This window comes from Kocuria sp. KH4, from assembly GCF_053711175.1.
In genome coordinates this window covers 1-19,143 of the sequence record NZ_JBSJYX010000035.1, presented here as the reverse complement: position 1 = coordinate 19,143, position 19,143 = coordinate 1, and the positions used below count along the sequence as shown (strand labels likewise).

General features: G+C 70.5%; 18 protein-coding genes. 5 read left to right on the top strand and 13 right to left on the bottom strand.

Annotated elements, in window-relative coordinates:
• The first annotated feature begins 149 nt into the window (after positions 1-149).
• The 3 genes from ACWCOM_RS17760 (at position 150) to ACWCOM_RS17750 (ending at position 3,961) form a co-directional block, all read left to right on the top strand.
• Complete coding sequence (locus ACWCOM_RS17760) at positions 150-977, top strand: protein NO VEIN domain-containing protein (RefSeq protein WP_454550080.1); 828 nt, start codon at positions 150-152, stop codon at positions 975-977.
• 12 nt (positions 978-989) lie between these two features.
• Positions 990-2,723, top strand: coding sequence for an AIPR family protein (locus ACWCOM_RS17755; RefSeq protein WP_454550079.1), 1,734 nt, complete (start codon positions 990-992; stop codon positions 2,721-2,723).
• 653 nt (positions 2,724-3,376) lie between these two features.
• On the top strand, positions 3,377-3,961 hold the full coding sequence (locus tag ACWCOM_RS17750) for a rolling circle replication-associated protein (protein ID WP_454550078.1): 585 nt from the start codon (positions 3,377-3,379) through the stop codon (positions 3,959-3,961).
• A gap of 183 nt (positions 3,962-4,144) precedes the next feature.
• On the opposite strand, the gene ACWCOM_RS17745 is transcribed toward ACWCOM_RS17750, so the two are convergent.
• From ACWCOM_RS17745 to ACWCOM_RS17700, 10 genes are all read right to left on the bottom strand, one after another.
• On the bottom strand, positions 4,145-5,551 hold the full coding sequence (locus tag ACWCOM_RS17745) for a recombinase family protein (protein ID WP_454550077.1): 1,407 nt from the start codon (positions 5,549-5,551) through the stop codon (positions 4,145-4,147).
• Positions 5,552-5,770: 219 nt separating this feature from the next.
• Positions 5,771-6,664 (bottom strand): KPN_02809 family neutral zinc metallopeptidase, encoded by an 894-nt coding sequence (gene ypfJ / locus ACWCOM_RS17740; RefSeq protein WP_454550076.1) that lies wholly within the window; start codon positions 6,662-6,664, stop codon positions 5,771-5,773.
• Between the two features lie 39 nt (positions 6,665-6,703).
• Positions 6,704-7,315 carry an energy-coupling factor transporter transmembrane component T family protein gene (locus tag ACWCOM_RS17735; RefSeq protein ID WP_454550075.1) on the bottom strand — a complete coding sequence of 204 codons (612 nt, stop codon included), beginning with the start codon at positions 7,313-7,315 and terminating at the stop codon, positions 6,704-6,706.
• Complete coding sequence (locus ACWCOM_RS17730) at positions 7,312-8,049, bottom strand: energy-coupling factor ABC transporter ATP-binding protein (protein WP_454550074.1); 738 nt, start codon at positions 8,047-8,049, stop codon at positions 7,312-7,314. The genes ACWCOM_RS17735 and ACWCOM_RS17730 overlap by 4 nt, the downstream gene beginning before the upstream one ends.
• 3 nt (positions 8,050-8,052) lie before the next feature.
• The gene (locus tag ACWCOM_RS17725; RefSeq protein WP_454550073.1) at positions 8,053-8,676 is read right to left on the bottom strand and encodes a biotin transporter BioY; all 624 of its coding nucleotides are present in this window, start codon (positions 8,674-8,676) and stop codon (positions 8,053-8,055) included.
• 10 nt (positions 8,677-8,686) lie between these two features.
• A complete protein-coding gene (locus ACWCOM_RS17720; protein ID WP_454550072.1) occupies positions 8,687-10,141 on the bottom strand; it encodes an AI-2E family transporter in 1,455 nt (484 codons plus the stop codon).
• A gap of 142 nt (positions 10,142-10,283) precedes the next feature.
• Positions 10,284-11,378 (bottom strand): zinc-dependent alcohol dehydrogenase, encoded by a 1,095-nt coding sequence (locus tag ACWCOM_RS17715; RefSeq protein WP_454550071.1) that lies wholly within the window; start codon positions 11,376-11,378, stop codon positions 10,284-10,286.
• Entirely contained in the window at positions 11,375-12,352 is a 978-nt protein-coding gene (locus ACWCOM_RS17710) for a Gfo/Idh/MocA family protein (RefSeq protein WP_454550070.1), read from the bottom strand. Before ACWCOM_RS17710 ends, ACWCOM_RS17715 begins: the two co-directional genes overlap by 4 nt.
• Positions 12,349-13,488 carry a glycosyltransferase gene (locus ACWCOM_RS17705; protein ID WP_454550069.1) on the bottom strand — a complete coding sequence of 380 codons (1,140 nt, stop codon included), beginning with the start codon at positions 13,486-13,488 and terminating at the stop codon, positions 12,349-12,351. The genes ACWCOM_RS17710 and ACWCOM_RS17705 overlap by 4 nt, the downstream gene beginning before the upstream one ends.
• Positions 13,485-14,453, bottom strand: coding sequence for a glucosyl-3-phosphoglycerate synthase (locus ACWCOM_RS17700; RefSeq protein WP_454550068.1), 969 nt, complete (start codon positions 14,451-14,453; stop codon positions 13,485-13,487). The genes ACWCOM_RS17705 and ACWCOM_RS17700 overlap by 4 nt, the downstream gene beginning before the upstream one ends.
• A 153-nt stretch (positions 14,454-14,606) precedes the next feature.
• Between ACWCOM_RS17700 and ACWCOM_RS17695 the strand changes: the two genes are divergently transcribed.
• Entirely contained in the window at positions 14,607-15,317 is a 711-nt protein-coding gene (locus ACWCOM_RS17695; protein WP_454550067.1) for a histidine phosphatase family protein, read from the top strand.
• Positions 15,318-15,411: 94 nt separating this feature from the next.
• Entirely contained in the window at positions 15,412-17,010 is a 1,599-nt protein-coding gene (locus tag ACWCOM_RS17690; RefSeq protein ID WP_454550066.1) for an ABC-F family ATP-binding cassette domain-containing protein, read from the top strand.
• Between the two features lie 228 nt (positions 17,011-17,238).
• Here the strand turns inward: ACWCOM_RS17690 and ACWCOM_RS17685 are convergent, their stop codons facing one another.
• The 3 genes from ACWCOM_RS17685 to ACWCOM_RS17675 are packed head-to-tail and all read right to left on the bottom strand — an operon-like array spanning position 17,239 to position 19,083.
• The gene (locus tag ACWCOM_RS17685) at positions 17,239-18,231 is read right to left on the bottom strand and encodes an SURF1 family cytochrome oxidase biogenesis protein (RefSeq protein ID WP_454550065.1); all 993 of its coding nucleotides are present in this window, start codon (positions 18,229-18,231) and stop codon (positions 17,239-17,241) included.
• Positions 18,228-18,506 carry a hypothetical protein gene (locus ACWCOM_RS17680; protein WP_454550064.1) on the bottom strand — a complete coding sequence of 93 codons (279 nt, stop codon included), beginning with the start codon at positions 18,504-18,506 and terminating at the stop codon, positions 18,228-18,230. Before ACWCOM_RS17680 ends, ACWCOM_RS17685 begins: the two co-directional genes overlap by 4 nt.
• 55 nt (positions 18,507-18,561) lie before the next feature.
• On the bottom strand, positions 18,562-19,083 hold the full coding sequence (locus ACWCOM_RS17675; protein ID WP_454550063.1) for a DUF3099 domain-containing protein: 522 nt from the start codon (positions 19,081-19,083) through the stop codon (positions 18,562-18,564).
• Positions 19,084-19,143 lie beyond the last annotated feature (60 nt).

The following is a 19,143-nucleotide window of genomic DNA, read 5'->3' as shown; positions in this document are numbered from 1 at the left end:
AGGTCCTCACCCGTTGCCGGCTCACCCCCGTGGCCCGCACCGGAAGCGAGGTGATCCCCGACCCCCTGACCGCCCTCACCGCCTGACCCCTACGAAAGATCGCTACACCACTTCTCGGGGCTTGACCGCCCCGTGCGATGGTTACATTCATGCCAGTTGTTCTTACAACCGCCGAGGGCCGCGAACAGGCGGGGTACACCTACGACGACCACACCGGCGCTTCGTACGAATACCCGTCCGGCAAGTACGAGAACTACATTTTTGAAGGTGAACCATTTATATACCACAAGCCAGGCGTTGGGTACGTGGGTACCGGCGTTATTGGAAGGATTTCGCCCAGTGCGTCCGCCGGCCGGTTGGTCTGCCAAGTTTTGGACTACCGCCCGTTTTCGGTGCCGGTGAGCATCAAGAGGCAAGACGGCTCCTACTTCGAGGCAGATAGGCGGTTCTGGAAGACGGGAAATGTATATTGGGCTCAAGGTGTGCGGCCGCTTGGACCAGATCAGTTCCTGGAAATTGTAGGTGCGCCGCCAGTTGTCACCAACGCGATCCCGCCGTCTCTAGGCGCGTATGCGAATCCGGAGACAGCCATGGCGGTTGATAAGTACGCGATGAGCGCGGCGCTTGAATGGTGTCGCGCGGAGTGGCCAAATGCTCCAGTCTTGCGGATGTCGCACAACAACCCTGGATACGACATACGAGTTGGCGGCGTTGACAGTGTGTTGTGCTATGTGGAGGTAAAGGGCACACAGTCACGCGAACCGCAGTTTTGGCTGTCGGAAGGTGAACGAGTCTTTTCCGAGACGCACGCTGATGGATACCGCCTCGTCGTGGTTACCGGGATTTCGATTGAGCGGCAGTCTCACGTGAATATCCTGGTGCACCGTGGGGCGCTCTCTACCAAGGGCGTTGACCTGCAACCGGCACAGTGGAGAGGTCGATTAGTTGAGTCTGATAACGCGATCAAGATTGCCTAGAAAGGGATACATATGGATGTGATTACTCAAAGCCTCGTTGACGAGTTCATCGCTGAGCACGATCTCAATCGTCTGGGAAAGGACGAGAAGTTCGAGGCTTTCACTGGCTACTGCGTGGTCAGTCGGCAGTACGATGAAGAGTTTGACCCTGGGGATATTAGGGTGGGGGGCTCGAACGATCTCGGAATTGATGCCGCGGCGCTGATCGTGAATGGTCATTTAGTTACGTCCCCCGAAGAGATCCCAGATCTGCGCCAGCGCAACAACTACCTACAGGCGTCGATCGTCTTGGTGCAGAGTAAGACATCTAGTGGATTCGCTAGCTCGGTGATGAGTGATTTCGCCGACAATATGTGTGACTTTTTCTCCGATGACCCTCAGCTTCCAATTTCGGAGGGGCTGAAGAATTTCAAGGCTTTGCTCGATGCCCTGTATGCGAACAGCCCGGCCTTCCGCAAGGGCCGGCCCGAGTTGATCTATCGGTACATCACGACGGGGACGTGGACGGAGGACCCGCATCTGGCAGCGAAGCGGGACGCTGCTGCGACTCGCCTGGAGTCACTCAATCTCTTCGACGTAGACTTTGCATGCCTGGGCGCTCGAGAAATCCAGGACCTCTACCGGCAGACAAAAAACAGCGTCGAGGCAACTTTCGAGTTTCGGGACAGGGTTGCGCTTCCAGAACTGGCCGGCGTTTCAGAAGCGTACATCGGAGTAGCGAAGGCCTCGGAGTATCTTAAGCTAATCACGGATTCATCAGGAAACATTCGGAAGTCGCTGTTCTATGACAATGTGCGGGATTTCCAAGATTACAACTCCGTGAATCGGGAGATCCGCGCGACCTTGCAGGATGGTCGAGTTCGTGACCGTTTCGTTGTCCTAAACAACGGGGTCACCATCGTGGCGCGCGAAATTATGCCGACGAGTTCGCGGCTGACGCTGCGGGATTACCAAATCGTCAACGGATGCCAAACTAGCCATGTCCTCTTTGACGAGCGTGAACACATCGACGAAGGCTTGTTTGTCCCCGTAAAGGTCGTGGTAACGCAGGATGACGATGTTGTTAGCAGCATCACGTCGGCTACCAATAGGCAGACAAATGTGACCGAAGATGATCTGCGTGCTTTGGATACATTTCAGAAGCATTTGGAGGACTATTTCAAGGCGCAACCCATCGAGCAGCGACTCTATTACGAGCGGAGATCTAAGCAGTACAGTGCCATTGCGGTGCCAGAGAAGACTCGGATTATTGCCCCAAGCCAGCTTGTGCGGTCGTACGCGTCCATGTTCCTTGATGAGCCCTGGCGTGCTGGCCGGTATTATAAGGAGCTTCAAAAACTTCGGAAGGATGAAATCTTCCAGCCCGGTCACCAGGCAGACCCATATTACGCGAGCGCGGTCGCGGGATACCGGCTTGATTTCTTTTTTCGGAATGGCTATCTGGACAGCTGGTACAGGCCGGCTCGGTATCAAATACTTACGGCAATCCGGCATAAGGTGCACGGAGATGGTCGACCGCCTTCGGTTCCTCGCAAGTTGGAAAGTTACTGTAAGGAAATCACGACGCTCCTTTGGGATCCGCAGGCCGGCCCGGAGTTGGTTTCGTCGGTGCTTCCCGCGATCAAGGCCGCTGTCGATGTGTACTCAGAGGACGGTTCGCTGAACCGCGATACGGTCAGGACGCAGCAGTTTACGGACAAGGTGCTCGAGGGGGTTCGAAAGCTGCGGGAGGAGGGCGCCGCGTAGCGGCGCACTTGACTTGAACTAGCAACATAACTCGTGCGGGTTCTGGCGGGGCTGGGAGGCGGCCGCGGTGCCCCGTGGGCAAGGGACGCAGCGCCCGCAGCCCGCCCCGCGGGCGAGGACGAACGGTTCCGCGGCAGCCTCTCAGGCGACTGTGGGCAGCCTCCCAGCCCCGGAGGGGCTGGGAGGTGCCGCGGGGCACCTAAGGCCGTGGTATCACTTAAGCAATGTCGCGCAGGGGAACAGCCAGTCCCGAACCCTGACAGAGAAAATGACTAAGAAGGTGGCCTCTTTCGGGGGAGGTCGGGCGGTGCCGGTAGGCCAGCATCCACAAGCGCTCAAAGGCATACAGAAGAGGCCCATCCGGAGCGAGACCGGGTGCTGAGGTCTGTCTTCTGTAGCGTGTCCCACGGTCCACGGACTTCAGCGGTCCTTTGTAGGTTTCCGCTCCTGGAGTTTCCGTGTCCGACCTTCTTGCATCCCACAGCGTTCTGTCCGCTTCCCGCGCCGGGTGGGCGTTGTCCCTGTACCCCGAAGCCGGGGAGGGCGGCGGCTGCTTTGTCCCTACCCATCGACCGAATCGGTTTTACGTGCCCCGTGGGGAGGCCAAAAATCCACAGCGTTCCGACGAGTCAGCCGGGCGTCGGGCGCGGGGCATGGTCCGCCGCTACTGCGCGGCGAACCGTCTTAATCGCTTGGGCACCCTCACCTATGGAGAGCCTCGGTGCTCCGATCCGGCAGAGGTGCGGCAGCACGTGGGCTTATTCTTCCGTGAGTTGCGGACCCTGTTGGGCGGGGAGCCGCTGCCGTACTTGTGGGTGCCGGAGCTGCATAAGGACGGGGTGCACTTCCACGTGCACTTCGCGGTGGGCCGCTATGTTCCCCAGCGTCTAATCAAGTCAGCGTGGGGCCGGGGCTTTGTGAGCATCAAGCAGCTCGGCGGTGGCCCGATCGGTTCGGGCAAGCTGGGCGAGGCCCGGATCGCGGCCCGCTATCTGTCCAAGTACGTGGGCAAGTCCTTTGACGAGGCGGGTCTGCGCGCAATGGGCATGCACCGCTATGACGTGGCCCAGGGGTTTCAGCCTCGAAAACTGAAGCTTTATGGGCGCACTGCCGACTCGGTAATCGCCCAAGCCTCCGTACTGTTCGGGGCTGCGCCGGCGCACACTTGGAACTCCGATCAGGAGGACTATTGGGAAGGCCCGCCGGCCATTTTCGTCCGGTGGGACGGTGACCTGTGAGCGGGGTCGATCCGCAGGTGCTGGCCGCGTGGGTGCGCGCGTCCTGTGAAGCTCAGGGGGTTCCGGAGAAGGTGACCGATACTGCGGCGCTGCGCCAGATTGGCACGCTGTTTGGGGCAGGGGCGCAGCGGTAGCGCGCGCACGGCGCCCCGGCGCCGAGCACGCAACCGAGCGCCCCGGCCCCTACAGCCGCCACTCGGGCACGACTCGGGCCGGGTCCAATCCGTGCCGCCCTGACTTGGTGGCGGGCAGGATCGTGGCTTTACTCAGCACGGCTTTGATGATGGCCACCTGCTGGGACAGACTCAGGGTCTGCCACTTCTCCCGTAGCTCGGCCCCGTGGCCGATGTACTCGGCAGCGTCCGTCGGGTGGGTCAGCCTGGAGTAATCGCGACGGTGCTTTTCCAGCCGCTTGGTCAGGCGATCCTGGGCGTTCTTGAACTGCTCGCGGGTCATGTCCCCGTCCGCCCACATCTCCGCCAACTCGGTCAGCTTCGCAGTAGCCGCCTCGATGACGGCTCCAAGCTCGCGCACTTCGTCCGGGGTGGACGCGTCCTCGGTGAGTGCTTGGTGCAGCTCCCGGGAGTCGAGCCGGTATAGCACGGCCTCGGCGATGAACTCCTCGAGCTTTTCGGCGTAGATGAAGATGCCACCGCAACCGCGCAAATCAGGGCCTTTCAGGCAGGCATAGCGGCGGTATTGCCCTCGGGGGTGCGAGTACAGGCGGTTGCCGCACTTGCCGCACTCCAGCATCCCGCTCAGCGCGTAGCTGCGGGCGCTGCGGTTGGTCCGCCGGGCTGGGTCGAGCAGCTTTCGGCGCAGCCGCTCGCCTTCGTCTTCGGTGATGATCGGTTCCCACACACCCTTACCGATTACTTGGCGCTGGTGCACGCGCATGCCCCACATTCGCGGGTTGGTCAAGAGCGTCCGCAAAGTGTTGGTCCGCCACTCATTGCCCTGCGAGGTCTTGACGCCCTGATCCTGCAACCAGGTCGCCAGCGAAGTGAGCGTCTCACCGGCCAGCGCCCGGCGTGTCAGCTCTCGGATTACAGGCGCTTCTGCGGGGTGGTGTGTCACCCGGTCATCCAGGAAGCCGAACGGGCGCGGCCCCCCCATCATGGGTTTGCCGGACTGGGCAATTTCTAACGCCTTGCGCGCACCCCGGCGGCGCTTGGACGCTGACTCGTTGGCGGCGAAGGCCCCCACCACGCGGATCATGAGCACGCTGTCCGGCTTGGACAGGTCAATGTCTCCGGACAGTGAGGCCAGATCGTGAAGCCCTGCTCGAAGACAGATGTCCATGAACTCTTCGAGCTCTCTCGGGTCACGGTGCAGCCGGTCTTGGTGCCACACCAGCACAGCGTCCCGCCGACCGTCCTTGATGTCAGCAACCATGCGCTGGTACGCAGGGCGCGCGCGTCCGGAGTAGGCGCTGATGTCATCGTCCACGTATTCCTGAGCCACACTCCAGCCGCGCCGCTCTGCTTCGGCTCGGCAGTCCTCCAGTTGGCGCGTCACTCCCAGCTCGTCGCCGGTCCGGTCTTGAGAGATACGGGCGTAGATCGCCACCGCGCTGCGCGTCTTGGTCATGGGGGCAGATTGGCCAATAGTCGCCAACCCGGGCTGGGTGCACTGTGATGCAGTCCACCACTGGACTGCCCCACCCACGCCGAGTCCCCCATGATGTCGCAAATTCCCTGGATCAATCCGGGGGAATTACGAGCCCATGGGGGACTCGGCGCATGAGGGGGTGGGGGATGGGGGACTCGGCGCGTGAGGGGGTGGGGGAGGTGCGGCGTGGGCCGGGGGTCAGAACGCCGGCGGGTTGTCGAGGTCGCGTGCGGCGAAGGTGTCGCACTGGTCCAGGTCGCCGGTGCGGTACCCGGCCCAGAACCACAGCTGGCGCTGGCGGGAGGTGCCGTGCGTGAACGCCTCGGGGTTCACCCGGCCCTGGGTGGTGGCCTGGATGCGGTCGTCGCCGATGACCGAGGCGGCGTTGAGGGCCTGCTCGAGCTGCTCGGGCGTCACCTCCTGCAGGTCCACCGCCCCGGAGGCGTCGCCGGACGCCCCGCGGGCCCAGAGCCCGGCCAGGCAGTCGGCCTGCAGCTCCACCCGCACGGCGCCGGACTCCGGGCCCTGCGGATCCTGCTGGGCGTAGCCGAGGGTGCCGATCTGGTGCTGGATGTGGTGGCCGAACTCGTGGGCCAGCACGTACTCCTCCGCCAGGGGCCCGCCCTCGGCCCCGAACTGGGTCTGCAGCTCGTCGAAGAACGCCACGTCGAGCCACACGGTCTGGTCGGCCGGGCAGTAGAAGGGGCCCACGGCCGAGGACGCGGTGCCGCAGGCGGTGGAGTCCCGGCCCTGGTACAGCTCCAGCCCGGGCAGCACGTAGCGCTCGCCGGTGGCCTCCGGGAGGTAGCCCTCCCAGAACTGGTCGAGGCTCTGCGCGGTGGCGATCATGCGGCAGTCGCTGTACTGGTTGGCGTCGGCGCCGGTCTCGCAGTGCGCGAACTCCTCCTGCCCGGAGGAGCCGCCGGTGTCCTGTCCGCCGCCGGTGAGGGCGTCGATGCCGTCCTGGCCGAAGAACAGGCCGACGACGAGCAGCAGCAGCGTGCCGCCGATCCCGCCGCCCACGGCGATGCCGCGGCCGCCACCGCCGCCGACCCGCCCGGGGTCCAGCTGGGAGTCGTTGCTGAAAGTCATGGGCAAAGCATAAGCGCACTGACGGTCGTACGGTGCGGCTCAGTCGAATCCGCGGGCGGCGAGGGCCTGGCCGGTGCGCTGGGCGTAGGCGACCGTGGAGATCACCGCCGGCGTGACGAGCCGCACCGGATGGGGGCGCAGCCCGCGGGCGCGCACCGCGTCCCGCAGCTCGCCCACGGCGCCGACGACGAACGGGATCGAGCGCAGCATCAGGGACACGGCCAGGCCGATCCGCTCGGGGTCGGCGCCGACGAGGCGCACCGGGGCGCACAGCCACACCACGCCGTCGAGCAGCTCGGGCAGGGGAGTGGTGTGCATGAGCACCCGGGTGACCACGAGGAAGACCACGATGGTGACCAGGACGTCGGCCGCCTGGCCCGGGCCGGCGGTGAGGACGTGGTAGACGCCCAGCAGGACCAGCACGGGCAGCGCGGGAGCCAGCCCGTGCCACCATTCGCGGGCCCGCACGCCGGCGGCGGTGCCCGCCGCCAGCAGGCCCGCGGTCAGTGCGGCCGGGACCGGCCACGACGGGGCGAGGACCACGGCCGCGGTCACGGCGAGGACGCCCACGGCCTTGCCCCACAGCGGGGCCCGGTGCAGCAGGCTCGTGCCGGGCGTGTAGCTGCCGAACAGGTCCGGGCCGCGGCTCACGGGGCGGGCTCCTGCGGGAAGCCCCCCGCGCACCAGCGCTCGTAGGCGGGCAGGACCTGCTCGGGGCGGCCGTCCGCCACCAGGCGCCCCTCGTGCAGGACCAGGACGCGGGGCGCGGTCGCGGCGAGCCCGAGGTCGTGCGTGGAGATCAGCAGCTGGTGCGGCAGGCGGTCGAGCAGGTCGATCAGCCGTCCCCGGTTGCGCAGGTCCAGCAGGGTCGTGGGCTCGTCGAGCACGAGGACCTCGGGCTCCACGGCCAGCACGGCCGCGAAGGCCGCGAGCTGGCGCTCCCCGCCGGAGAGGTCGTAGATGCTGTGCTCGGCCCGGTGGGCGATCCCCACGCGCTCGAGCAGCGCGAGGGCCGCGGCGCGTCGTCGGGCCCGGGGGACGCCGGTTCCGCGCAGGGACAGCTCGACGTCCTCCACGGGGGTGGGCATGACCAGCTGGGAGAGCGGGTCGGTGAAGACGAAGCCCACGTGCCGGCGGGCGGCGCGCACGTCGCGGGCCACGTCGATGCCGTGCACGGCAACGGCGCCCGAGGCGGGCCGGGCGAGGCCGTTGAACAGCCGCAGGAAGGTGGACTTGCCGGAGCCGTTGAGCCCGACCACGGCCACCCGCCGCTCGGACAGGGTCACGTCGACCCCGCGCAGCAACGTCAGCTCACCGGAGGCGGTGGGGGCGGTGACCGTGACGTCGGAGCACACGAGGGCCGCGGCCCCGGGGGAGCCGGTCACGGGTCAGCGCGTGCCCGCGATCCGGGGGAACGCCTTGTGCACGCCCACGGCGATGACCGCGGCGAGCACGCACTTGACCAGGTCCCCGGGCCAGAACACGAGGTCGGCGAGGACGGCGTCCTGGAGCGGCAGCTGCGCGTTGAGCACGAGGCCGACGACGCCGCCGAGCCGGATCACCACGAACCCGGCGAGGGCGGCGAGCACCAGCCGCACGGTGTAGGTGCCGGTGCGCTCGTAGCGGGCGTTGGTGGCCCCGCCGTCGCCGGCCCGGCGGGCCGGGATCAGCCACTGCGCGGCGTAGCCCGCGGCGGCCGCGGCGAAGGGGAAGGCCAGGACGTAGCCGGCGGAGGGACCCGCGAGCACGCCGAGGCCGCCGCGGAAGCCGGCGAAGATCGGCACGCCGATCAGCCCGACCAGGACGTAGAGCGCCACCGCCAGGAGACCGCGGGTCCCGCCCAGGACCAGGCCCGTGAGGAACACGGCGAGGGTCTGCAGGGTCAGCGGCACGCCCGCCCCGCCCAGCGGGATGCCGGGCAGGACGGACAGGGCCGCGGTGAGCGCCGCGAAGACGGCGATGTTCGCGAGGTCCTCGGCGGTGACGGACCGGCGGCGTTCGGTGTTGGTCATGGGTCCCAGACTAGGGCTTGCGCCCGTCCTCGCCGGAACCGGTGCCCCGGCCGGGCGACGTCGGGGCGGTGTCCTCGGCGGTGTCGTCCTGCCGGACGGCGTCGCGCTCCGTGGCGCCGAAGCGGCTGCCCAGCGCCTGCTGGTAGCGCATCCGCTGGTACTTCCACCGCTCGGCCATGGTGGCCTTGGACTCGACGCGGTCCTTGGGGTTGACCGGGTCCGGCCCCAGCACCGGGTCGTCGCCGACCTGGTAGCGGCTGGACCACACCTGGATGACGGCCCATGCCACGGCGGTGTAGGGCACGGCGAGGATGGCGCCGAAGATCCCGCCGACCAGCGTGCCGACGGTGAGGGCGAGCAGGACCATGAGCGCGTGCAGGCTGAGGGTGCGGCCCATGATGATCGGCTGCAGGATGTTGCCCTCGATCTGATTGACCACGATGATCCACCCGATCACGAACAGGGCGATGAGCGGTCCGTTGGTCACCAGGGCCACAAGAGCCGCGATGATGCCGGCGATGGTGGCACCGACCACCGGGATGAACGCGGTGACGAACACGAGGACGGCGAGCGGGATCGCCAGCGGCACACCGAACAGCAACAAGAAGGCACCGATGAGCACGGCGTCCACCGCGGCCACGAAGGCCGTGCCGCGGACGTAGCCGCCGAGCACCTGCGCGCTGCGGTCCACGGACTCGGCCAGCTTGGCCCGGCGCTCGCCGCGGAACCAGCGCAGCGTGAAGTTCCACATCTTCTCGCCGTCCTTGAGGCAGAAGAAGAGCACGACGATCATCAGCACCACGCCGGTGACGAACTCCGTGGCCGCACCCAGGCCGCTGATGGCCCCGCCCGCGAAGGAGCCGCTGGTGACGAAGTCCCCGGCCTGCTGGACGGCGGAGTCGATCGCGGCCGTGTCGACCGGTATCGGGCCGGACTGCACGAGGCGCTGCAGCTCGTTCCAGCCCTCCAGCGCGGAGGCGGTGAGCGTGTCCCACTCGCTGCGCACCGCGAACACGATGCCGGTGAGCACGCCCCCCACGAGGGCCAGGATGCCGAGGAACGCCGCGAGGGTGGCCAGCAGGTTGGACCAGCCCCGCCGCTCGAGCCACTTCACGGCCGGCCCCACGGCGGAGGCGAGGATGAGCGCCACGAGCACCGCGATCAGCACGACCTTGACCCGCAGCAGGACCCAGATCACCCCGACCACCACGGCGGCGACGAGCAGCATCTGGGCGGCGCGGGACCCGGCCCGGCCGAGGGAGTCCGCCCAGGGGCTGACCGCGGGGGCGAGCGCCTGCGTGGTCTCCTCGAAGCCGGCGGGCTCGACCCCCGGGCCCGTGGCGGGGACCCCGGTGGTGCCGGGGTCGGCCTGGCCGCCCAGGACCTTCTCGGCGTGCAGCGGGGCGGTCGACGACCCGCCGCCGGAGCGGCGGGGTGGTTGGTCCGGGTGGGACGACGTGGCCATGCGGGGCTCCTCGGGGAAGGCGGCGGTCGGGGTGCGGTCGTGCGACGACGACGGCGCTCGGCTCAACCCTAAGGCGGCTGACGGAAGGGTGTCCACCGGCCGGGGGGCCGGCGGGGCCGCCGCGGCGGGGCGAACGCGCCGGTCAGGCGCGACCGTCGACCTGGAACACCGCCGTCAGCACGTGCCGGCGGCGGGCGGCGACGTCGCGCATCAGCGCCGGTGCGTCGTCGAAGTCCACGACGTCGCTGATCAGGTGCTCGCGGACGTCCGCGGCGTGCTCGCCCAGCAGCCGGATCGTCTCCGCGGAGAGCCGGGCCCGGTCCCAGGCGTGGGCGAGACCGCGGGGCACCCGCCCGATCTGGGCGCAGCGCAGGCTCAGCCCGTTGTGGTGGAACTCCTCGCCCAGCCGCACCGCGTCGGCGCCCTCGGTGTAGAACGCCAGGTCGATCACGCTGCCCTGGGGCCGGACGGCCCGCAGCGCGGCGTGCAGCGCGCCGGGCTTGCCGCGGCACTGGAACACGACGTCGGCCCCGTGCTCGCCCGGGCCGTGGCGCCACCGGGTCTTGAGCACCCGCCCCGGGTCGTCGTCGAGGTCCAGGGGGAGGAAGCCCAGCCGCTCCGCGACCGCCCGCCGGCGCGGGTCGGCGTCGGCCACGGCCACCTCCCGGGCCCCGAGCGCCCGGGCGAACAGGGCGGTGACCAGGCCCACCGGCCCGGCGCCCGTGACGAGCACCAGCCGCCCCGCCACGCCGTCCCCGAGGCCGCGCACCGGCCCGGCGTCGGCGGCCGCGTGCAACAGCCCGTTGGCGCAGATCGGGCCGAAGTGGGCCACGAACACGCCCAGCAGCGGGTCGAGCGCGGCCGGCAGGGGCACCAGGTGCTCGCTCAGCTGGTCGGCGACGTGGGCCGTGGCGTGGCCGTAGGAGGAGGCCAGGACGTCCCCCGCCCGGAAGGCCGGGGTGCGGGACTCGGCCACCCGTGCGACCTCCATGTAGCCCAGCCGGCGCACCGGGTAGCCCTGCTCGGGCACGCCCGGGCGGAACAGGCCCAGCTCGGTGTCGTGCCGGGAGTGCAGCCCGGGGTGGTCGCCCTTGACGAAGGCCAGCTCCGTGCCGGCCGAGAGCCCGGTGACCAGGGTCTCCAGGAGCAGCCCGCCCTCCGGCACCTCCGGCAGCTCCTCCTCGGCGATCTCGATCCGGCCCCGCGCGGGCACCTCGAGCCGGCGCCGGGCGCTCATCCGAGCTCCTCCAGGGCGACCGCCCGTCCCGTCCGGGCCGACTGCGCGATGGCGCAGGCGAGCCGGTGGGTGCGCAGCGCCTCGCCGTAGGGCACCCGGGTGGCCTCGCGCTCACCGCGCACGGCCTCGAGGAACTCCCGGTCCACCGCGACCCGCGGGTCCTCGGCCGGGGCGTGCCGGGTGCGCTCGGCCGGCCAGAAGGCCGTGAGCCCGTCCTCGGCCAGCTCCAGGACCAAGCCGCGGCTGACCGTGTGCAGCGCGGCCCGGTGCTTGACGGCCAGCGCGGAGGACGCCGCGAGGGTGGCCACCGCCCCGGAGCGGAAGCGGACGGTGGCGGCGGTCGCGTCGTCGACGTCCCCGTCGTCCGGGCCCGTGCCGTCCGGGGTGCCGCGGACCCCGGCGGCGTAGACCTCCACGGCCTCGCCGAGCAGGAACCGGGCCGTGTCCAGCACGTGCGTCAGCTGCTCCACGACCTGCCCGCCCGACCGGTCCGTCCGGCCCCACCAGGGCACCGGCGGGCGCTTGTCGAGCCAGTAGCCGTTGGCCAGCAGCGGCGGGGCCTCGGCGAGCAGGTCACGGGCCAGCACGGCGGTGTCCAGGCAGCGCCAGTGGTAGCCGGTGCCCGTGACGACCCCGGTCTCCTCGACCTGCCGGCCGATCCGCTCCGCGACGTCCAGGCCGAGCCCCACGGGCTTCTCCACGAACAGCGCCTTCCCGCGCTCCAGGGCGGCGAGCTCCGCCGGCCCGTGGGCGAAGGGCGGCACGCAGACGTACACGGCGTCGGCGTCCACCGCGTCGAGCGCCTGGCCGGGGTCGGTGAAGCAGGGGACGTCGAGCTCGGCGGCGAGCGCCTCGGCCGCGGGCCGGTGCGCGTCGGTCACGCTCACCACCCGGGCGCCGCCCAGCCCGTGCAGCACCCCGACGTGGCGGCGGGCCACGGAGCCGGCCCCCACGAGGGCGATCCTGAGCGTCATGCGGGGTTCTCCTCCAGCAGCCGGTGGTACAGGTCCAGGTAGCGCCGGGCCATCCCCGCCGGCGTCCACTGCTCGGCGGCCTCCCGGCACGCCTGCGGGTCCAGGGAGTCCAGCTCGTGCAGGTGCCGGACGAGGTCGTCCTCCTCGGCGGCGAGGAAGCCGGTCCGCCCGTGCTCGACGAGCGAGGGCAGCACCCCGCGCGGCGTCCCGACGACGGGCACGCCCCGGGCCAGCGCCTCGACGACGCCGGTGGCGCCGGGCTCGGCCCAGCGGATGGGGCTCAGCAGGGCCCGGGCGGAGCGCAGCAGCCGCTCCTTGCGCTCACCGGCCACGCCGCCCACCCACGTCACCGTCGTGCCGTCGACCAGGGGCCGCACCTCGTCGAGCCAGTAGCGGACGTCGGGGTGGGCGCGCAGCGCCTCGTCGCCGTCGGCGAGCCGGCGCGCCAGCTCCTCCGGGTCGTCGATGCCGGCCACGGGTCCGGCCAGGATCAGGGGCACCCCGGCCCGTCGGCAGATCCGGGCCGCCACGTCCTGGGCCTTGTCCGCGGTGATGCGCGCCAGGACCAGCGCGTGCTCGCCGGGGTCCGCCGCCACCTCGAGCGGCGGCGGCGCCGCCAGCGGCACCACCCCCAGCGTCTGCCGGCGCAGGTTCGCCGGGGCCCGGTCGAGCTGGGAGGCGGACACCGCGGCGAAGCGCACCCGCCCGCGGCCGTCGAAGGCGGAGTAGAACTCGGAGTGCTTGCGCAGGTCCCAGTGCAGGGTCTGCAGGGTCGGCGGGGCGGCCGTGCCCATGGCGGCGAGCACGGAGGGTCCCACGACCTCCAGGTGGTCGTGCACCACGTCCCAGCGGTCCCGGTCCCGCAGGGCGTCCACCACACCCTGCATGTGGGCGTGGGCGATGCCGGAGACCCGGTTGTACGGCATCGCGATGGACCGGAACGCCGGCTCCGGCAGCGGCCGCAGGTGGTCGTCCGCCTCGAGCGTGCTGGGCCCCACGGAGGCCAGCGTGACGTGCGCCCCCGCCCGCCGCAGCTCCGGGACCAGGGTGGCGACCACCGTCTCGATCCCGCCGTAGCCGGAGGGGGGCACGGGCAGCCAGGGGCCCGCGTTCACGAGCACCCGCAGTCCGCTCATGCGACGCGGCCGACGAACTGGGCGCGGTACTCGGGGATGCCCGCCATGGGCGGGCGCTCGCGGACGCCGACGTCGTGGGTCTCGGCGAGGAACCGCTCGCCCTGGCGCAGGAACTGCGTGAGCTGCCCGTTCTCGCCGGCCGCCGGGGACTCGCAGCGCAGCCGCGCCTGGACGGTCAGCTGGATCTGGGCGGCCATCCGCGCCAGGGCCGCGTCCGAGGAGTTGCGGTGCGAGCGCACCCCCAGGTCCACCTGGGCCATCGCGTCCAGGCCCACGGCCTCCAGGACGTCGATGAGCATCGCGATCTCCACCCCGTACCCGGAGACGAAGGGCACCCGCTCCAGCAGCTCCCGGCGTCCGGCGTACTCACCGGCCAGCGGCTGGACGAGCCCGGCCAGCTGCGGCCAGAACAGGTTGAGCAGGGGACGGGCCACCAGCTCCGTGACCCGCCCGCCGCCGGCGGGCAGGATGGTGGTGCCGTCGTGCAGCGGGCGGTCGTAGCAGCTCTTGACGAACTGCACCCCGGGCTCCGTCAGCAGCGGGCCGAGCAGCCCCACGACGAAGCGCGTGTCGAACTCCCGCAGGTCCGCGTCCACGAACGCGAGCACGTCCCCGGTGGTGACCGCCAGGGACTTCCACAGCGCCTCGCCCTTGCCGGGGACGTTGCCGTGGGCGGGCAGGATCTCGTCCTGCCGGTGCACGCGGGCCCCGGCCGCCGCGGCGACCGCCGCCGTGTCGTCCGTCGAGTCCGAGTCGATGACGACCAGCTCGTCGATCAGCGGCACGTCCTCCACGAGCTCCTGCCGCAGCGCCGCGACGATCCGCCCGACCGTCGCGGCCTCGTCGCGGGCCGGCAGCACCACGCTGACCCTCGTGCCGGCCTTCCGGGCGCAGAGCTGCTCCGGGGACCACTGCCGGGCGTGGTAGCTCCGGGAGCCGAACCACTGCTGGACGTCCTGTCGCATGCTGCCCACTTCCGGGGGAGGAGGATACTGGCACATGACGGACCAGTTGCCGTCGGACGATACAGAGCGTCCCCGCCCGCCGGGAAGACCCTCACGAAAATGTCTCGGCCCCGGAAGTGGGGACGAGGGCGGGGCCGCCGACGAGAGGCAGGGATGGACCAGGAGGCAATCGTGCCGGGACCGGCGCGCCGGCGCCTGGTGCTGTGGCGTCACGGGCGCACCGCCTGGAACGTCGAGAAGCGCGCCCAGGGACAGGCCGACATCCCGCTCGACCCGGTGGGGCGCCGGCAGGCCCGGAGGGCGGCCCCGGTGCTCGCGGCGTTCGAGCCCGTGTTCGTGTGGTCCAGCGACCTGCAGCGGGCCCGGCACACCGCCCAGGAGCTCGCGGCCCTGACGGGTCTCGAGGTCCGGCTCGACGCCCGGCTGCGCGAGTACGACGTGGGCATCCGGCAGGGCACCACGTTCGCCGAGTTCCGCGCGAGCCACCCGGACGTCTACGAGCGGTTCTTCACCCAGGAGGACTACCGGGTGCCCGGGGCGGAGCTGCCCTCGGAGGTCGACGCGCGGATGACGGCGGTGCTCGGCGACGCCGCGGCCGCGCTCGGGGAGGGCCGCACCGGTGTGCTCGTCGGCCACGGCGCGGCCCTGCGCAGCGGGGTGCCGGCGTTCCTGGGGGTCCCGCCCGAGCTCCGGGACATGTTCGCCGGGATGGCCAACTGCGCCTGGACCGTGCTGCAGGAGCACCCGCACCGGGGCTGGCAGGTCGCCGACTACAACGCCCGCACCCTGACGGGGGAGTCCTCGGCGCTGGCCGACGAGATGCCGGCCCAGCACGTGAGCAAGAACGCGGATCCGCCCGGCTGAGCGGGGTGCCGCCGGGCAACGGGGGCCGGTAGGATAGCTGGGTTGCCCGCCCGGGCGCTGACCCCGCCCCGCACCCTGCCGAAAGGTCTCCTCCGTGATCACTGTCCAGAACCTCGAACTGCGCGCCGGTGCGCGGCTGCTCATGGACGAGGTCAACTTCCGCGTGGACAAGGGGGACAAGATCGGTCTCGTCGGCCGTAACGGCGCCGGCAAGACCACGATGACGAAGGTCCTCGCCGGGGAGACCCTGCCCGCGGCCGGGAGCGTCACGCGCACGGGGGCGATCGGCTACCTCCCCCAGGATCCCAAGGTCGAGGACATGGAGCAGCTCGCCCGGGACCGGATCCTCTCCGCCCGCAACCTCGCCGGCGTCGTGGCCCGGCTGCGCGCGGCCGAGCAGGACATGGCCTCGGAGGACGACGCCGTGCGGGACAGGGCCATGCGCAGCTACGACCGGCTCGAGGCGGAGTTCCTCGCCGGCGGCGGCTACGCGGCCGAGTCCGAGGCCGCGACGATCACCTCCAACCTCGACCTGCCGGAGCGCATCCTGGGCCAGCCGCTGCGCACCCTCTCCGGCGGTCAGCGCCGCCGCGTGGAGCTGGCGCGGATCCTGTTCTCGGACGCCGACATCATGCTCCTGGACGAGCCCACCAACCACCTGGACGCCGACTCGGTGGTCTGGCTGCGGGAGTTCCTGAAGAACTTCCAGGGCGGGCTGCTGGTGATCTCCCATGACGTCGAGCTCATGGAGATGGTGGTCAACAAGGTCCTGTACCTGGACGCCAACCGCTGCGTCATCGACCTGTACAACATGGGCTGGAAGAACTACCTGCTCCAGCGCGAGCAGGACGCCCACCGCCGCAAGCGCGAGTACGCCAACGCGGAGAAGAAGGCCACCGCGCTGATGGACCAGGCGAACAAGATGCGCGCCAAGGCCAGCAAGGCCGTGGCGGCCCAGCAGATGATCAAGCGCGCCGAGCGGCTCATGCAGGGCCTGGAGGGCGAGCGGCAGGCCGACAAGGTCGCCAACATCCGCTTCCCCAAGCCCGCCGACTGCGGCAAGACCCCGCTCACCGCCCGCGACCTGTCGAAGTCCTACGGGTCCCTGGAGATCTTCAACGACGTGGACCTCGCCATCGACAAGGGCTCCCGGGTGGTCATCCTGGGCTTCAACGGCGCCGGCAAGACCACGCTGCTGCGGATGCTCGCCGGGGAGGCGCAGCCCGACACCGGGGAGGTGATCCCCGGCCACGGGCTCAAGCTGGGCTACTTCGCCCAGGAGCACGACACCCTGGACCCGCAGCGCACGGTCCTGGAGAACATGCGCTCCGCCGCACCCGACCTCGCCGACACGGAGGTCCGCAACGTCCTGGGCTCGTTCCTCTTCCAGGGCGACGACGTCTCCAAGCCCGCCGGGGTGCTCTCCGGCGGCGAGAAGACCCGTCTGGCGCTGGCCACGCTCGTGGCGTCCTCCGCCAACGTGCTGCTGCTCGACGAGCCCACCAACAACCTGGACCCGGCCTCCCGCCGGGAGATCCTCAACGCGCTGCGCACCTACGAGGGCGCGGTCGTGCTCGTCTCCCACGACGAGGGCGCCGTGGAGGCGCTGGACCCCGAGCGCGTGGTGATCCTGCCCGACGGCACGGAGGACCTGTGGAGCCAGGAGTACCAGGACCTCATCTCCCTGGCCTGACCCGGGACGTCCCGCGGGCGACCGGCGGGGACCGCCGCCCGACGCTGCGGTCGGTGTGCGTGCTCGCCGCGACCGCGGGCGAGGTCACGCCGCTCGTGGCACGGGCCCCCGGGTCGATCCCGCGGTGCCCTCCCACCCGTGCAGCACCACGTTCGTCGACGCCTCCGGTCCGGTCGCGACCTTCCTCGTCGCCGCCGCCGTGCCGGGCTCCGACGGCGCGCACCCCGGTCAGTGGCCCTCGCGGTCCGAGCCGGCCGCGTCGCGCTCGAGGGCGTCCAGCAGGGCGTCCTCCTCGTCCTCCCAGCTGGGGCGGGCGCGCCGGCGCTGCGGCTTGGGGCGCATCAGGGACTTCAGGTGCGGGGGCATGTCGTCGGCCATCTCCATCTGACGGATGACGAGCTCCTCGTCGCCCTCGCCGATGTAGGTGCCGTCCTCGTCGTAGAACCGGGACAGGTGCCGCTCCATCTCCGCGGCGTACTGGCGGTCCCGCTCGTCGTTGCGGGCCTGCTGCCGGGCGGCGTAGCCGTAGGCCACGAAGAACAGGGCCGCGAACGCGTACCACTGCAGGGAGTAGGACAGGTGCGGCCCGGAGTCGATCTCCGGCTCCGGCGGCGGCACCGGGGCCACGGCCGGGGCCGGGTCCTCGGCGAAGACCTCGGCGAAGGCGGCCGTGCCGATCGGCAGGCCCCACCGCTCGCGGAGCTCCGGGAGGTCGATGCTGGCGATCTGGCCCTCGGGGGCCCCACGGTCCACGGTAGGCTCCCCGGGCTGCAGCCGCGCCGTGACGGTCACCGCACCGGCGGGCGGGCTCGGGACCTCGTCGGGCATCCCGTTGGCGGCCGAACCGGTGGGGATCCAGCCGCGGTCCAGCACGACCACGTCGCCGTCCTGGGTGCGGAAGGGGACGAGGACCTCGTAGCCCACCCGCCCGTCCTGGGATCGGTTGCGCACGAGGACCTGCTCCTCGGCGAGGTACTCCCCGGTGAGCGTCACCGGGTGCCAGGTGAGCCGCTCGTCGAGGGCACTGAACTGAGCGGCCGCCTCGTCCCCGGTGAGCGGATCGGCCCGGTAGTTCTGCGTGATCTTGGCGTTCTCCCCGACCAGGTGGTCGTTGCGGTCCATCTGCCATCCGCCCAGGTACACGGCCACGGCGGCGGCCGCGCAGGCCAGCAGGAACCAGAGGAGCCACTTCCCGCTCAGCAGGAACCGGTAGCCGCTCACGGCCGGCCCTCCTCGGCCGGTCCTCCGGGCCCGAGGGGGACGGTGTCCTTCCAGAAGCCGCGCGCGCCCAAGAACTGCTCGAGATCCACCCGGTGCTCCGGGCACGCCAGCCAGGTCTTGCGGCGTTCGGGAGTGTGGATGCGGGGGTTGTTCCAGCGGATCTGCCAGGCGGCGTCCGCGCGGCAGCCCCTGCGGGAGCACTGGGGGGTCTCGGGCCCGGCCGGGGGAGCCTCGGACCCTCGCGGGGACAGCGATCCGAGCAGGTCGAACTCCACGACGGTCGTGCTCCTCAGGGTCTGCGGCGGGGGCCCGGCGCAGCCCGCGCGGGGCTCAGGCCGCGCCGCGGCGCCGGGAGGTGTCGTCCTCGACAGTAGCGGAGGAAGCCGGGTCCCCGCTGGGAGCGGCGGTGCGCCCCGTCCCGGTGCTGCCGGCCCCCGGGCTCCGCGTGCCGTCCTGCTCCTCGTCCTCCGCGTGGCCGGCGGTGAACTCGCCCTCCAGGACGAAGTCGATGGCCGGCGGCGCCGCCGGCGGCGCCGGTTCGGGGGCGGCCGCCAGCGCCGGGGCCGCCGGGGGCTCGTAGTGGCGGCTGGTCCGCGTGGAGCGGTCGTTGCTGTTCGCCAGCAGCACCGCCATCCAGGGCAGGACGGCGACGCCGATGATCGCGACGCCGCGGACCCAGATGTTGTCCACCGCCACGAACACGAGCAGGCACAGGATGCGCAGGGCCATCTGGATGCTGTACACCTTCATCCGGTGGTTCATGTCCTGCGTGTGCGGCCCGGCCGTGGACGTGATGGAGTGGACGTCGTCCTGACCGGCGGTCTCGCCGGTCGTCAGATAGCGGTTGCTCATGGTCCTCCCAACAGACGCTCCATTCTCTCACCGGGGTCCGACATCCGGCAGCCGTCCCAC

Excerpts from the sequence above, each read along its gene's own strand:
- ACWCOM_RS17760 (WP_454550080.1), top strand. The coding sequence starts at position 150 with ATGCCAGTTGTTCTTACAACCGCCGAGGGCCGCGAACAGGCGGGGTAC.
- ACWCOM_RS17755 (WP_454550079.1), top strand. The coding sequence starts at position 990 with ATGGATGTGATTACTCAAAGCCTCGTTGACGAGTTCATCGCTGAGCAC.
- ACWCOM_RS17750 (WP_454550078.1), top strand. The coding sequence starts at position 3,377 with ATGGTCCGCCGCTACTGCGCGGCGAACCGTCTTAATCGCTTGGGCACC.
- ACWCOM_RS17745 (WP_454550077.1), bottom strand. The coding sequence starts at position 5,551 with ATGACCAAGACGCGCAGCGCGGTGGCGATCTACGCCCGTATCTCTCAA.
- ypfJ (WP_454550076.1), bottom strand. The coding sequence starts at position 6,664 with ATGACTTTCAGCAACGACTCCCAGCTGGACCCCGGGCGGGTCGGCGGC.
- ACWCOM_RS17725 (WP_454550073.1), bottom strand. The coding sequence starts at position 8,676 with ATGACCAACACCGAACGCCGCCGGTCCGTCACCGCCGAGGACCTCGCG.
- ACWCOM_RS17720 (WP_454550072.1), bottom strand. The coding sequence starts at position 10,141 with ATGGCCACGTCGTCCCACCCGGACCAACCACCCCGCCGCTCCGGCGGC.
- ACWCOM_RS17715 (WP_454550071.1), bottom strand. The coding sequence starts at position 11,378 with ATGAGCGCCCGGCGCCGGCTCGAGGTGCCCGCGCGGGGCCGGATCGAG.
- ACWCOM_RS17710 (WP_454550070.1), bottom strand. The coding sequence starts at position 12,352 with ATGACGCTCAGGATCGCCCTCGTGGGGGCCGGCTCCGTGGCCCGCCGC.
- ACWCOM_RS17705 (WP_454550069.1), bottom strand. The coding sequence starts at position 13,488 with ATGAGCGGACTGCGGGTGCTCGTGAACGCGGGCCCCTGGCTGCCCGTG.
- ACWCOM_RS17700 (WP_454550068.1), bottom strand. The coding sequence starts at position 14,453 with ATGCGACAGGACGTCCAGCAGTGGTTCGGCTCCCGGAGCTACCACGCC.
- ACWCOM_RS17695 (WP_454550067.1), top strand. The coding sequence starts at position 14,607 with ATGGACCAGGAGGCAATCGTGCCGGGACCGGCGCGCCGGCGCCTGGTG.
- ACWCOM_RS17675 (WP_454550063.1), bottom strand. The coding sequence starts at position 19,083 with ATGAGCAACCGCTATCTGACGACCGGCGAGACCGCCGGTCAGGACGAC.